9 protein-coding genes are annotated in these 14,506 nt (G+C 73.2%); 2 read left to right on the forward strand and 7 right to left on the reverse strand.

The features are described 5' to 3' along the window. The first annotated feature begins 172 nt into the window (after positions 1-172). The gene (locus tag FNV62_RS38850) at positions 173-1,387 is read left to right on the forward strand and encodes a cytochrome P450 family protein (RefSeq protein ID WP_143628571.1); all 1,215 of its coding nucleotides are present in this window, start codon (positions 173-175) and stop codon (positions 1,385-1,387) included. Positions 1,388-1,397: 10 nt separating this feature from the next. Here FNV62_RS38850 and FNV62_RS38855 read toward each other — a convergent pair whose 3' ends face one another. Together FNV62_RS38855 and FNV62_RS38860 are read right to left on the reverse strand one after the other, a co-directional pair. Beyond that, positions 1,398-2,165 (reverse strand): polysaccharide deacetylase family protein, encoded by a 768-nt coding sequence (locus FNV62_RS38855; protein WP_097289276.1) that lies wholly within the window; start codon positions 2,163-2,165, stop codon positions 1,398-1,400. Between the two features lie 98 nt (positions 2,166-2,263). Next, entirely contained in the window at positions 2,264-3,601 is a 1,338-nt protein-coding gene (locus FNV62_RS38860) for a Gfo/Idh/MocA family protein (protein ID WP_143651747.1), read from the reverse strand. A 245-nt stretch (positions 3,602-3,846) separates the two neighbouring features. Between FNV62_RS38860 and FNV62_RS38865 the strand changes: the two genes are divergently transcribed. Beyond that, on the forward strand, positions 3,847-5,610 hold the full coding sequence (locus FNV62_RS38865; RefSeq protein WP_143609521.1) for a hypothetical protein: 1,764 nt from the start codon (positions 3,847-3,849) through the stop codon (positions 5,608-5,610). On the opposite strand, the gene FNV62_RS38870 is transcribed toward FNV62_RS38865, so the two are convergent. Genes FNV62_RS38870 through FNV62_RS38890 form a run of 5 tightly spaced genes read right to left on the reverse strand, consistent with a single transcriptional unit; the run spans position 5,567 to position 14,468 of the window. Further along, a complete protein-coding gene (locus FNV62_RS38870) occupies positions 5,567-7,609 on the reverse strand; it encodes an ABC transporter ATP-binding protein (protein WP_225900517.1) in 2,043 nt (680 codons plus the stop codon). The two genes, FNV62_RS38865 and FNV62_RS38870, sit on opposite strands and share 44 nt — an antisense overlap. Then, entirely contained in the window at positions 7,606-8,802 is a 1,197-nt protein-coding gene (locus tag FNV62_RS38875; RefSeq protein ID WP_143609522.1) for a glycosyltransferase, read from the reverse strand. The genes FNV62_RS38870 and FNV62_RS38875 overlap by 4 nt, the downstream gene beginning before the upstream one ends. Then, a complete protein-coding gene (locus tag FNV62_RS38880; protein ID WP_060899186.1) occupies positions 8,803-9,609 on the reverse strand; it encodes an alpha/beta fold hydrolase in 807 nt (268 codons plus the stop codon). It abuts the gene before it with no gap. A 1-nt stretch (position 9,610) separates the two neighbouring features. Beyond that, positions 9,611-9,958 carry an acyl carrier protein gene (locus tag FNV62_RS38885; RefSeq protein WP_054236986.1) on the reverse strand — a complete coding sequence of 116 codons (348 nt, stop codon included), beginning with the start codon at positions 9,956-9,958 and terminating at the stop codon, positions 9,611-9,613. After that, on the reverse strand, positions 9,948-14,468 hold the full coding sequence (locus FNV62_RS38890) for a type I polyketide synthase (RefSeq protein ID WP_240361523.1): 4,521 nt from the start codon (positions 14,466-14,468) through the stop codon (positions 9,948-9,950). The genes FNV62_RS38885 and FNV62_RS38890 overlap by 11 nt, the downstream gene beginning before the upstream one ends. Positions 14,469-14,506 lie beyond the last annotated feature (38 nt).

The following is a 14,506-nucleotide window of genomic DNA, read 5'->3' on the forward strand; positions in this document are numbered from 1 at the left end:
TGCTAACCGCGCCGCCCGACCACCCGCCCGTCGTTTTCGGCCCGGCCGCGGGCAACTCCCGCTCGTCCCCGCGCTGTTGACACACCGTCCGTCAGGCACCAGGCTATCCGGGGAGTGCTCCCCGTTTGCCCTCCACCCCCGTGACCGACCGGTCCAGAGAGCAGGAGTCCACGTGCCGGACCAGCCCTACGTCATCGACCCCGCCGGCGCCGACCTCCACGGCGAGGCGGATCTGCTGCGCGAACGCGGTGCCGCGGCCCTCATCGAACTACCGGGCGGGATAAGGGCCTGGGCGCCCACCCAGTACGAGATCCTCAAGCGGCTCCTGGCCGACGACCGGGTGTCCAAGGACCCCAACCAGCACTGGCCCGCCTGGATCAGTGGCGAGTACCGCGAGAGCTGGATCACCCTCTGGGTCGGCGTGACCAACATGTTCACCGCGTACGGCGCCGACCACCGCAGGCTGCGCAAACTCGTCTCGCCCGCGTTCACCAAACGCCGTACGGACGCGCTCAAGCCCCGCATCGAGGAACTCGCCGCCACGCTGCTCGACCGGATGGCCGAGGCCCCCGACGGGCGGGTCGACCTCCGGTCCGCCTACGCGCACCCGCTTCCGATGCAGGTGATCTGCGAGCTGTTCGGCCTGCCCGAGGACCGGCGCGCCGACACCGCGCGTCTCATCGAGGCCAACATGGACACCACCATCACCCCCGAACAGGCCATGGCCACCTACCGGGAGATCCACGAACTGCTCGCCGGACTGGTCGCCGCCAAGCGTGAGCGGCCGGGCGACGACCTGACGACCGCCCTGATCACGGCCCGGGACGAGGAGGGTTCGCAGCTCGCCGAGAGCGAACTGATCGACACCCTCCTCCTCGTCATCGGAGCGGGACACGAGACCACGGTCAACCTGATCGGCAACGCGGTCCACGCCCTGCTGACCCACCCCGAGCAGCTGCTCCGGGTGCACAGCGGCGAGATCCCCTGGAGCGAGGTGATCGAGGAGACCCTCCGCTGGGCGCCCTCCATCGCCAACCTCCCGCTGCGGTACGCCGTCGAGGACATCAAGCTCCCCGACGGCACGCTGATCGCGCGGGGCGACGCGATCCTGGCGACGTACGCGGCGGCCGGCCGCGACCCCCTGCGGCACGGCGAGAGCGCGGGCCGCTTCGACCTCAGCCGCGCGGACAAGGAGCACCTCGCCTTCGGCCACGGCGTCCACTACTGCATCGGCGCCCCGCTGGCCCGCCTGGAGGCGTCCCTCGCGCTCCCCGCGCTCTTCGCCCGCTTCCCCGACCTGAGCCTCGACGACACCCATGGCCCGGCCCGCCTCGCCGAGTCCTTCATCGGCCACGGCTACCGGGTGCTGCCGGTGCGGCTGGGCTGACGCGCGGCCGTCAGGGGCGGTAGACGGTACCGGGCTTCGCCTTCCCCGGCGCCAGCAGCTGCGGCACGGTCACGAACACGTACCCCCGCTCCTTGAGCGCGTCGATGATCCCGGGCACCGCGGGCACGGTGCCCGGGTAGAGGTCGTGCAGCAGGATGATCCCGTCCCGGCTCGACTGCTTCAGGACGCGCTGCTGTATGACCTTGGGGTCGAACGTCTTGTAGTCCTTGGCGGTCACGCTCCACAGGACCTCCGAGAGGCCGAGCTCGCGGCTGATCTTGTGCACGGTGTCGTTGGTCCGCCCCTGCGGCGGGCGCATGAGCGTCGGCCGCTTCCCGGTGAGCTTCTCTATCGCGTCGTCGGGCTTCTCCAGCTCCTCGCGGATCTCAGCGGGCTTGATCTCCGTCAGGATCTTGTGGTCCCAGGTGTGACTGGCGACCTCGTGTCCCTCGGCGGCCATCCGCGTGACGAGCTCCGGGTACTTCTCGATGTGCCGCTTGCCGAGCAGGAAGAAGGTCGCCGGGACCTGCTTCTCCTTGAGGATGTCGAGAAGCCTGGCCGAGTTCTCGCTCGGCCCGGCGTCGAAGGTGAGCGCGATGCACTTGGCCCGGCGGCAGTCCACGGTCCCGAACTTCGCCGGGGCGCCGGCGGCGGCCTGCGTGCGGGCGGCGGCCGGCGCGGTGGTGTGGACGGTCGTGCACCCCGTCAGCGGCAGGGCAAGCGAAACGGCCGCCAGAAAGGCGGCCGTCGAACGCAACCAGGTCCCCGGTCTTTTCATCTTCATGGTCAGCGAAGGCATGCGGAGACTGTACAGCTGGTGTATACACCACATGCATAGGGGTGCCCGAAGCGTTCGGATTCCGAAGAAACCCCTGCTCAGACGTCCAGAAGCGCCTGTGCCCGTACCGGCAGCCCGCTCTCGAACGACCGGTTCGCGGCCAGGCCCGTCACCAGCGACCGCGCTCCGTCCACCGCGTCCGCCGCCCGCCCGAGCGGATCGGCCCCGTCCGTCCGCTCCCCGAACAGATCGGCCAGCATGCGGACATCCCCGCCGCCGTGGCCTCCCTCGCCCGTCGGCACCTTCACCTCCTGCGGCGGCTCCCAGAAGCGGCGCAGCAGCAACTCCGTGCGCCCGGCCTCGTCACCGACCGCCGCGCCGTGCATCACCGGGCCCGAGGTCCGCGTCCGCACCGGGGGCCGCGACCACGTGGACTCCTCCACGAGGAGTTCGAGCCGCCCCTCGCTGCCGTTGAAGCAGACCCGGTAGCCCTCCCAGGGCGCGTACGCGGTCAGGTGGTAGGTGAGGGTGGCGCCGGACGCGTACCGGACCAGGACCGCCATGTCGTCCTCGATGGTCACGCCGGGCCCGAACACGTTCTGGTCCCGGTGGTAGCCGTCCTCGTGCTCGGCGTCGAGATACAGCGCGCGCAGTGCCGGTGAGTCCGCCAGATGTACGGCGAAGGGGTCGTCCCGCGCCGCCGGGGAACCGTGGGCCCGGGTGTACGGGCGGGCGAGTCCGCGGCGCCCGCCCGCCGTGTCGCCGTAGAAGAAGAGGTCGCCCTGCGCGTAGACGGTCTCGGGGCGGGTGCCCAGCCACCAGTTGACCAGGTCGAAGTGGTGGGTCGACTTGTGGACCATCAGGCCGCCGGAGTTCGCCTTCTCGCGGTGCCAGCGGTGGAAGTAGTCGGCGCCGTGCCGCAGGTCGAGCAGCCACTCGAAGTGCACCGAGCCGACCTCGCCGATCCCGCCGGACGCGAGGATCTCCCGTACGGCCGAATGCACCGGGTTGTAGCGGTAGTTGAAGGCGACGCGGACCTCACGGCCGGTGCGGCGCCGGGCGTCCAGGATGCGGCGGGCGCGGTCGGCGTCGGTGGTCATCGGCTTCTCGGTCACCACGTCGCAGCCCGCCTCCAGGGCGCGCACGATGTACGCGTCGTGGGTGCGGTCCACGGTGCACACCACGACCAGGTCCACGCGCTCGCGGCGCAGCATCAGGTCGAAGTCCTCGGCCGCGTACGCCGGTACGGGCGCCCGGCCGGGGTGGGCCGCCGCGGTCCACTCGTTGTGCACCGCCATGCGGTGGGCGTTCGCGTCGCAGAGGCCGACGAGGTCGACACGGTCGGCGTGCGGGCCGGTCAGCGCCTCGGTGTAGAGCTGGGCGCGGGCGCCGAGGCCCACCACGGCGGCGCGGCGGCGTGGGGAAGCGGGGGTCATACGGTCTCCGTCCGTCCTGGGGATCCGTCCTGCCGATCCGTGTAGGGGTCTTGTAGTGACATTCGCGCATTACCTAGGGTCGTTCCTGGTGCAAGCGCTTTCTGAAAGGGAGGGTCACTGGCAATCGCGCTCACCGCGATCGACTCGCGGGACCGCACAGACGTAAGAGACCACACGGACGTAAAAGACACCTACCTCGACCACAGCGACGTGGAAGACCAGCGCGACCCCTCCCAGGAGCCCCAGTGACAGCCCGCAAGACCTTCCTCGCCGCGCTCGCCGACACCGGTGTCCCCCTCGACACCGCGTTCGTCGAGTTGCTCACCGCGACCGCCGAGACCAGCGCCGAGGCCGTCCTCGACGGGTACGGCGCCGACCTCGTCGAACTCCGTGACGGCGGCGAGGCCCGCGCGGCCACCCGTTCGCTGCGCACCCTCGTCTCGGTGTACGTGCACGAGGGCTCGGCATACCACCACTCCGCCGCGCTCCTGGGCCCCGCCGCCGAACTCGCCGACGCGCTCGCCGAGGAGCAGTACGACAACGGGCTGTGGGAGCACGGGGCGGACGGCAACCCGGCGGACACCGCCTTCTCGATCGTCGACCTCAGCCTGATCCACCACCTGCTGGAGGAGGACGCCCACGAGCCGACCACCGGACTGCGGGCGACGATCGAGCGGATCCTGCGCCTGGCGGGCCCCTCCCTCGCCACCGGTGGCGTCCACACCGCCAACCACCGCTGGCTGGTCTGCGCGGCCCTCGCCCGCATCCACGCCCGCTGGCCCGACCCCGCCTACCCCGAGCGCATCGAGACCTGGCTCGCCGAGGGCATCGACCAGCTGCCCGGCGGCGAGTACAGCGAACGCAGCCCCATCTACTCGGCCGCGGTGACCAATCCGGCGCTGCTCGTGCTGGCCCGCCACTACGGACGTACGGACCTCTACACGAACGTACGCGACAACCTGGCCGCCAACCTGTACGTCATCGAGCCCAACGGCGAGGTGGAGACGGTCCATTCACGCCGCCAGGACCAGACGAGGGTCCAGCACCTGCCCGAGCTCTGGCTCCAGTACCGGGAGATGGCGCTGCGCGACGGAGACGGACGCTTCGCGGCGGTGGCCGCGCTGCTCCAGGAGCGCGGCACCGACCAGACCTTCGGCGAGACCCCCATCGGCGAGCGCCTCGCCCAGGTCCTGGACCGGCCGGAGCTGGCCGCCCCCCTGCCCGAAGTGACCTCCCTGCCCAACGACTTCGAGCACCACGACGACAGCTGCCGCCTCGTCCGGGTCCGCCGCGGCACGCACACGGCGAGCATCTTCGGCGGAACCGACTTCCCGGAACTGCACGCCATCTCGTCCGGCCTGTCCACCAACCCGACCTTCTTCAAGATGCGCAAGGGCGCGGCGATCCTCGACTCGCTCCGACTGGCCCCGCGGTTCTTCGCGCTCGGCCACTTCCGGGCGGAGGGACTGGAACGCACGGACGACGGCTGGCGGCTGCACGCCGAGGTCCGCGGCGCCTTCCACCACCCGCTGCCCCCCGAGCACCGCCGTCCCGACGGCGCCTACCCCCTCACCGACGACAGCCGCTTCTGGTCCGCGATGGACTTCCCGCACCGCCCGAAGGAGTACCGCACACTCCGCACCGAAGTCCTGGTCCATGAGGTCGGCGGCGGAGGCTGGGACATCTCCTTCGACCTCTCGGGTGAGGGCTGCGCGAGCCCGCTCGCCCTCGAACTCTGCTTCCGCCCCGGCGGCACCCTGACCGGGGACGGCCTCGAACCCGTCCCCGGCTCCCCGGACACCTTCCAGCTCGTCTCCGGCGAGGCCACCTACACCGTCGGCACCGACCACATCACCTTCGGCCCCGGCAACGGCAAGGGCGGCCGCCGGCCCGCGGTGGTCGACCCGGGCGAACGCTACGCCTGGCTGAACGGCTCCCTGACCCCGGACGGGGTACGGGTGCTGATCACGGGGCGCTCACCGCTGACGTACCGGTTGACGCTGCGCTGACCCGGTGCTCCGCCCCTTCGGCGGCCAGGAGTTGGGTGGCGGCCAGTTCGCGGTAGAGGTCGTCGTCGTCGACCAGGGAGTGGTGGGTGCCCACGGCGCGGACGTCGCCGTGTTCCAGGACCACGATCTGGTCGGCGTCGGTGACCGTGGACAGCCGGTGGGCGATCAGCAGGACCGTGCAGCGGCCCGCCGTGCGGGCGACGAGTTCGCCCAGGGCCTGTTCGTTGCGGGCGTCGAGCTGGGCCGTCGCCTCGTCGAGGAGAAGCACCTGGGGGCGGCGCAGCAGGGCGCGGGCGATGGCGAGGCGCTGGCGTTCGCCGCCGGACAGGGTGACGCCGCGCGGGCCCACGGGCGTGTCCAGGCCCTGGGGAAGCCGGGCGAGGAGACCGTCGAGGCGGGTGACGGCCAGGGCCTCGGCCAGCTGCTCCCGGGTGGCCGAGGGTGCCGCGTACAGGAGGTTCTCGCGGAGGGTGCCCGCCATCACGGGGGAGTCCTGCTCGACGTAGGCGATCCGGCGCCGGATCTCGGCGCGCGGCAGGGCCGCGATGTCCTGGTCGCCGATCCTGATCGTGCCCGCGGTCGGCTCGTAGAAGCGCTGGAGGAGGGAGAAGAGGGTGGTCTTGCCCGCGCCCGACAGGCCGACCAGCGCGGTCCGGGTGCCGCCGGGGACGGTGAAGCTCACGCCGCGCAGGGCCGGGGCGCGGCCGGGGTAGGTGAACTCGACCCCGGTCAGTTCGACGGCCGGTGGCGCGGCGTGGGCGGGGGTGTGCGCGGGCCCGGTCGCGTCGATGTCGTCCTCGACCGGCAGCGCGCCCGCCTCCTGGATCCTGCCCACCGCGCCCAGCCCCTGCTGGAGTTGGGCCGCGCCACCGACCAACTGCGACACCGGGCTCGCCAGGAAGAAGACGTACAGGAGGAAGGCGATCAGCTCGGAGACCGACATCGAGTGGTGGGCGACGAAGGTGCCGCCCACGCCGAGCACCACCAGGAACGCGGTCTGGATGGCGGCGCCGCCGACCATGGTGACGAGGGCGCTGTAGCGGGCGCCGACCAGCCCGGCGGCGTACGCCTCGTCGACCGCGTCCTCGGCGGTGCGCGTCTCGCGGCCCTCGGCACCGTTGGCCTTGACCGTGCGGGCCGCGCCGAGGGTGCGGTCGAGGACGGCGCCGACCGCTCCGACGGACGCCTGGGAGCGGGCCACGGCCGCCTTGATCCGGGGCAGGATGACGGTGATCACGACACCGACCGTCGTCAGCACGAGCAGCGTGACGCCGAGCAGACGCGCGTCGAGCGTCGCCATCATGAACAGGGCCCCGGCGAAGGTCAGGACGCCGTTGACCGTCATGATCAGGCCCTCGGTGGCGGCGCTCTTGAGCAGGGTGCTGTCGGAGGTGACGCGGGCGATCAGGTCGCCGGGGGCCCGCCGGTCCAGCTCGGCGACCCGCAGCCGGATCAGACGGTGCACGAGACCGCGCCGCACCTCCCGCACCACCCGCTCCGAAGTCCGTTGCTGGAGCCAGGCGTTGAGACCGGTGAGCAGGGCGCCCGCGACCAGGAACACGGCGAGCAGCGCGACCGGCGCGACCACGCTGCCGCCGCCGTCCAGCCGGTCCAGGATCGCCTGCGCGAACTTCGGCTGCACCAGCCCCGACACGCTGGCCAGCAGAGTGAGGACGAGGGAGAGGAGCAGCACGCGCCAGTGGGGCCGGGCGTAGCCGAGGAGGGCGGCGAGCGAGCCGGTGGGCGGCGGCGGCGCGGCCGGTTCGGGTTTTGGTGTGGTGTCGGTCGGGGTGCCGGGTCGCCGTTGCGGGGTGGGCATGTCCGCCCGCTCGGCGGAGGGCGTGTCCGCGCTCGGTGCCAGGTGGCGCGCCCGCGGGGCCGGACCCGGCGTCTTGGGCGCCGTCGGGCCGTGATCCTGGACGTGGGCGGTGCCCTGGGCCGGGTCGGGACGACGGCCGTCGGTCGGCGGCCGGTGCTCGGTCGTGCCGTTGTCGGTCATGCGCCGCCTCGTGCGCGTGTCACGGCCGACCCGGCCGGCAGTGCCGCGAGGCGGTCGGCGGCGGAGGCGCTGCCGCCCGCGGCGCGGAAGGACTCCCCGACGGCCTCGGCCGCCTTCCGGTGGCCCCCGGCCGGGTCGAGGACCGTCTCGACCGCCGCGCGGATCCTGGCCGCGTCGGCGCGACCGAACCGCAGCCGTATCCCGGCGCCCGCGTCCACGACCTGCCCGGCGACGATCGGCTGGTCGTCGCGGATCGGCGCCACGACGAGCGGGACACCGTGCCACAGCGCCTCGCACACGGTGTTGTGCCCGGCGTGGCAGACGACCGCGTCGAGCCGGGGGAGGAGGGCGAGTTGGGGCACGTGGGGACGCAGGAGGATGTTGTCCGGGACCGGGCCCTGGACGAGGCCGCCGGGGTCGACGAGCACCGCGCGCACTCGGCCCGCGAGTCCGCCGAGCGCCTGCGCGGCCGCGTTCAGGAAACGGGCCCCGGCGTCGTTGTTGGCCGTGCCGAGGCTGACCAGGACGGTGGGCAGCGGCGACGCGTCCAGCCAGTCCCAGGGGAAGTCGTCGCCGCTCGCGGGGCGGTCGGCGACGGACGGGCCCACCAGCCAGACCCGGTCGGGCAGTTCGGCCGGGCCGAGCAGCGCACGGGTGGTGTACGCCAGGACGCCGTGCGGGGAGAAGCGGGGGTCCGCCGAGCCGGCCCCGTCGCAGATCCGGTTGCGCAACCGGGCCAGCAGCCCGTCCAGCCACGCCGCGACCTTCGGCATACCGGCCAGCGGGTCGACGAGTTCGGCGGAGGTGGTGGCCGAGGTCACCCAGACGCGCCCGAGGGACTCGGCGACCAGCGCACCGGCCACCGCCTGCTGGTCGCAGACGACGACATCGGGGTCGTACGCCTCGATCGCCGCTCGCACCCCGGGCGCCATCGCGTCCGCCAGCGGGACGAGGAAGCTCTCCCAGAGGAACTGGAACGCGGCCGGTCCCTTCAGGTCGGCGGGCCGGGAGAGACCGTCCTCGGGGAGGGCGCAGGGGAAGACGACGGCGTCGGATCCGACGAGAGCGCGGACGAGTTCCGGGTGGCCCGCCCACGCAACCTCGTGCCCGCGCCCCGCGAGTGCCGCCGCGGTGCCCACGGCCGGGTTGACGTGCCCGACCAGTGGCGGCACCACGAACAGGAAGCGGCCCATCTAGCGGGCCTCCCGCAGCGCGTGCGCCTCCTGGCCGAGCAGCAGCCAGTCGCGTACGAGGGCGTACGTCTGTTGGGTGGCCTCGACCAGCACCGAGTGGCCGAGGTCCGGCAGGACGACCGTACGGCAGTGGGGGAGCGCGGCCTCCAGCATCCCGGTCTGCGCCGACAGCTTGGACGCGCCGCCGAAGATGGCGAAGACCGGGCAGCGGATCGCGGACAGGTCCTCGTCGAGGAGAGCGCTGAGCGGGATCTCCTGGGCGAGCGCGGTCTCGTCGAGCACCCGGCCCGCCGCCCGGAAGGGCCGGGCGTTGCGCTCGCCCGGGTTCTCCCGCAGCCACTGGGTGACCTGCTGGACCACCAGTCCGCCCTGTTCGCCGACCAGGCCCTCGTACATGTTCCGTGCCCACGCCCGGGCCGGCGGTTCCGCCTCGATGGCGATCACGCTCGCGACCCGCTCGGGGCGGGCGGCGGCCATGGCGTACGCGACGGCGCCGCCGAAGGAGTTGCCGACGAGGTGCACCGGGCGGTCGATCACCAGCGCGTCCAGCAGTCCGTCGAGGTCGTCGACGAAGTCCTCCATCCGGTAGCCGGTCGGCGGCCGGGAGGTCTTGCCGTGCCCGCGCAGGTCGTACATGACGACGTCCAGGCCCTCCTCGGCGAGCCGCGGCGCGAGGCTGAAGTAGTAGCTGGCGAGGCTGTCGATGAGCAGGCCGTGGATGAGGACCACGACGGGGCGCGGGGAGCCGCTCTCGTGGCCCAGCCGCTGGACGTGCACGTCGATGCCGTTCACCCGCATCGTCGCCATGTCAGCCCACCTCCGCGACGGCCAGTGAGTCCACGACATAGCCGACGAGGTCGCCGACGGTGAGCGCGATGATCTCCTCCAGCCCGCGGTCGGCGATGAACGCGGCGAAGTTGACCCGCTCGCCGTAGAACTCGCGCAGTTGGGCGGAGAGGGTGACGAGGTCGATGCTCTCCAGCTCCAGGTCGTCGTGGAAGGAGGTGTCGAGGGTGATCTCGGAGTCGTCGAGCCCGTACTCCTCCAGCACGGTGCGCAGGATGGCCGAGATGTCGGCGAGCGCGGTCGCCGCGTCGGGCGCCGAGGCCTGTCCCCTGTCCGACTGGCCCACGGGACGGTCGAGTTCAGTGGTCATCTTCGTTCTCCTGATCGTTGACTGCCGTCCAGGCCACGACGTACTCCTTGTCGGGCCCCGCGGACGGCCGGGGGGTGGTCAGCGCACAGTGCCGCACGCGGTACTCCTCGCCCGCGGTGCGGACGGTCAGCCGGTCGCCGTCGACCGAGGTGATCTCGAACCGCTTCGGCTCGCCGCCCAGTCCGGTGCCGCGCGCCTTCGCGACGGCCTCCTTGGCGGCCCAGAAACGGGTGAACCAGAGCCGTTCGGGGGCTCCCCCCGGGCCATGGACGAGCGACGTGAGCAGCTCGCGTTCGGCGGTGGTGAGGGCCACGGCGAGGGTGCCCTCGGGGCGGTCGGTGACTTCCTCGATGTCGATGCCGCAGGGTCCCTCGGCCCTGGCCATCGCCACGGCCGTCTCGCCGCGGTGGGCGATGGAGACGTGCAGTTCGGGCAGGGTCCTGCCGTAGCCGCCGGTCACGAAGGGGCGGCCGGCCGGATCGTTGCCGACCCTGACCTCGGCCGGGTAGACGGGGCCCGCCCCGGCGTCCCACATCACGTTCCGTACGGCGTCCTTGGCGGCGATCCGGCCGAGCAGCCACTGCCGCCGGCCGCGTGGGGCGTGCACCGCGTACCGTTCGCGTTCCTCGCCCGCCAGGATGTTGCGCATGATCAGCTCGCGGGTGGCCAGATCGGGCCACTCCTCGTGGACCAGCGCCCAGCCGCCGGGCTGCATCCGGGACAGCGTGTACCGCTCGGGCTCCCGGTCCACCTTGCGGATGCGCGGATTGCTGTCGAACCGGCGGTCCTGCCAGCCGCTGAACTCCGCCCACACCCGCCCCCGATGGACCAGCTGCATGTCCGCCTCGAGGGTGGCGTCGGTGACGGAGGTGATCCGGATCAGGCACTCCAGGCGCTCGCCGGGAGCGGGGTGCGGGCCGTGGAAGCGGATCTCCTTCATGCCGACCGGGAACACCGTCGTCCGCACCGGCTGCCGGGCCATGATCCAGTAGCCGAGGAGCTGCCCCACGTTGTCCAGCAGGGCGCCCGGAGCGGGCGGGGTGACGAGCACCCCGCGTACGTGCCGGTCGCCGACCGCGGTCAGTTCGGCCAGGCCCTGGAAGCGCGGGCCGTGGAACATCCAGCGGCGTGAGTACAGCTCCGCCGCGGTCAGCTCGGGCTTCTCCTCCCGCTCGGCGGGAAAGGTCCAGGGCTCCGGAGGTGTGAACCGGGGCCGATCCTGGGCGAGTTCGACCACGGCGCGGGCGTACGGGCCGAGTGAGGCGGTGACTCTGTCCGGACCCTCGGGGACGATCCGTACGGGGATGTCGACGGCCGGAGTGGCGGTGATCCACTGGTGCAGCCGTACGTCGTGGACGGCCACCGCGCGCCGGCCGGGCGCGGCCCGCTCGGCGAACTCCATGAGATGGGCGATCACGGTCGTGCCCGGGACCACGGGCCAGCGGTCGGCGGGATCGGCCTGGGCGGGCTGCCGGAAGAAGCAGTGGTCCAGGAGGTACGGCATGGTGTCGACGGAGACGTGGAGGGTTGCTTCGAGGGGCTGGGGCTGGGGTTCGGGTGTGGTGGGCTCGGCCGTACGAAGGTCGGCGCCGTTCTTCGCAGGCGTGCCGCCCGTACGGGGGTGGGGCGGGCGCCCGGCGCCCGTACGGGGGAGGGGCGGGGCCCCGCGTCCGCGTCGCCCCGCCGTCACCACGTCCGAGGCGAGCGCCGTCGCGTCCCGCAGCAGTGCCGACAACTCCGCGCCCAGCGGGCCCTGTGCCGCCAGGGCGTCGGCCTCCTGGGGCGCGGTGTGCCGCGGCCGGGCCAGCGCGGCGCTCAGCCGCTCGCGGGTCTCCGGGTCCAGGGAGACGTTCGCGCCGCCGAGGTCCAGCCGCACGGGACGGCTCGGACGGCGGACCGTACGGGCCGGTGTGACGGTCGAGGCGCCGCCCAGCAGCGGGACGAGGTCCGGCGTGGCCCCGTCCGCCCACAACGCGCTCGCCACACGGTGGAGTTGGGGCAGGCCCGGGCGGTGCGGGGAGTGCGCGGGGACCACGAGGTGGTCGCGGCCGTGCAGGGTGTCGTCGATGAGCGAGCCGAGCTGTCCCGCGCCGAGCTGGACGAACGCCCGGAAGCCCGCCGCGTACATCGTCTCCACCAGGGGCCGGAAGCGGACCGGCTCCAACAGGTGGCGGATGAACAGCTCGCGGATCGCGGCCGGTTCGTCCGGGTAGGGGGCGACGGTCGTCGCGGACCACACGGGCAGCGCGGCCGGGTGCAGGGTGTAGGCCTCGGCGGCCTTCCTGATCGGGTCGAGGTAGGGCTCCAGCATCGGTGTGTGGAAGCCGGAGCGGAACGGCAGGATCTGTGAGATCACCGCCCGGGCCCTGAACACCTCGACCAGTGCGGCGACGGCGGGCTCGGGGCCGCAGATCATCGACTGGTTGGGCGCGTTGTCGTGGGAGAGGACCACGTCACCGCGGCCGTCCAGCTCGCTCAGCACCACCTCGGAGGGGGCGCCGATCGCGGCGAAGGCCAGCCCGGGGACGCTCAGCGCGTCGGGGTCGAAGTCGGCGAGGAAGGCGTCGACCTCCTCCGGAGGGTGGATTCCGGCGGCGGCCATCGCGGTCCACTCGCCGAGGCTGTGCCCGGCGAGCGCGTCCGGGACGACGCCCAGGCGGCGCAGCGCGGTGTCGAGGAGCCGGCCGAGCTCGAAGACGCCGGTGCCCTGCCGGCCCACGTCACCCACGGTGGCGTCGGTGACGGCGCGCGACCAGGGCAGCCCGAAGTGCCGAGCGACGTCCTCGGAGTTGGGCGCGAACTCGGCCTCGAGGCCGGGGAAGACGAACGCGAGCCTGCCACCGCCGGGGCCCAGCAGAGGGCGCGGCACGAACCACACGTCGCCCCGGCCACGCCACCCCTTCCCCTTGGCGACCGCCTTGCGGGCCAGCGCGAGGCGCTTGGCCGTCGGCCCGACGACGGCGATCCGCACCGGATCGGTGGCGGGGGCGCGTTCGTCGAGACCGGCGGTGATGATCGCGGAGTCGGAGCGGTCGAGGAGCGCGGCCATCGCTTCAGGCGTCGGCGCGGTCAGCCGCAGCACCGGCTCCGGCTCGTACACCTCGGCCGGCCGCCGCGCGACCGCGACCTCTTCGAGCACGACGTGCGCGTTGATGCCGCCGAACCCGAAGGCGTTGACGGCGGCCCGGCGCACCGGCTGCCGGTCGTCGGTCCGCCAGGGCAGGGCGGTGCCGATGGGGGTGAACCGGGTGCGGGCGAGCGCCGGATGCGGGTCGTCGCAGTGCAGGGTCGGCGGGAGCACCTGGTGGTGGACGGCGAGTGCGGCCTTGATCAGCCCGGCGACGCCCGCCGCGGGCATGGTGTGGCCGATCATCGACTTCACCGAGCCGATGACGGCGTCCGGCGCGTCAACGGAGGCGTCTGTCGACGGTGGGCCGAACACCTCGGCGAGCGTGGTGAGTTCGGTGCCGTCGCCCGCCGGGGTGGCGGTGCCGTGTGCCTCCAGGAGGCCGATCGAGCCGGGGGCGGACGGGTCGAGCCCGGCGGCTTCCCAGGCCTGGCGGACCGCGCGGACCTGGCCGCCGGAGTCGGGCGCCATCAGACTGGTCGTACGTCCGTCGGAGGCGACGCCGGTGCCGGTGATCGCGGCGTAGATCCGGTCGCCGTCCCGCTCGGCGTCGGCGAGCCGCTTGAGGACGACGACGCCGGTGCCCTCACCGATCAGTACGCCGTCCGCGCCCCGGTCGAACGGCCGGATGCGCTCGCTCGGCGAGAGCGCGCCGAGTTGGCTGAACACGCTCCAGAAGGTGATGTCGTGGCAGTGGTGCACCCCGCCCGCCAGCATCACGTCACAGCGTCCGCTGCCGAGTTCGCGCACGGCGTGGTCGACGGCGATGAGCGAGGAGGCGCAGGCGGCGTCCACGGTGTAGGCGGGCCCGCGCAGGTCGAGCCGGCCCGCCAGCCGGGACGCGGCGAGGTTGGGCACGAGACCGATCGAGGACTCCGGTGCCTCGGGTCCGAGCCGGTCGGTGAACGCCTGCCGCACCGCCTCCAGTCGGTCGGCGCCGAGGTCCGGCAGCAGCTCGCCCAGGGTGCGCACGAGCTGGCTCGCGGTCCGCACCCGCTGGTCGAGCCGGACCAGGCCGGGGGTGAGATAGCCGCCCCGGCCGAGTACCACACCGACCCGGTGCCGGTCGGCGGGCAGCCGGCCCTGGCCGCCCGCGTCGGCGAGGGCCGCCGCGGCCACCCGCAGCGCGATCAGCTGGTCGGGCTCGGTGGCCGGGACCGCGGCCGGCATGATCCCGAACTCGGTGACGTCCACCTCGGCCAGCTCGTCCACGAAACCGCCGCGCCGGCAGTAGACCCGGTCGGCGCGGGCCTCGCCGCCGGGCGCGTAGTACTCCTCGGCGTCCCAGCGGCCGGGCGGCACCTCGGTGATGGCGTCGACACCGGAGACCAGGTTGTGCCAGTACGTGGCGAGGTCGGGGGCGCCCGGGAAGAGCACCGACATGCCGACGATGGCGATGGGTTCGGCGCGGGGGCCGGTCA

Origin of the sequence: Streptomyces sp. RLB3-17, from assembly GCF_007113425.2 — a bacterium.
Lineage (GTDB): Bacteria > Actinomycetota > Actinomycetes > Streptomycetales > Streptomycetaceae > Streptomyces > Streptomyces mirabilis_D.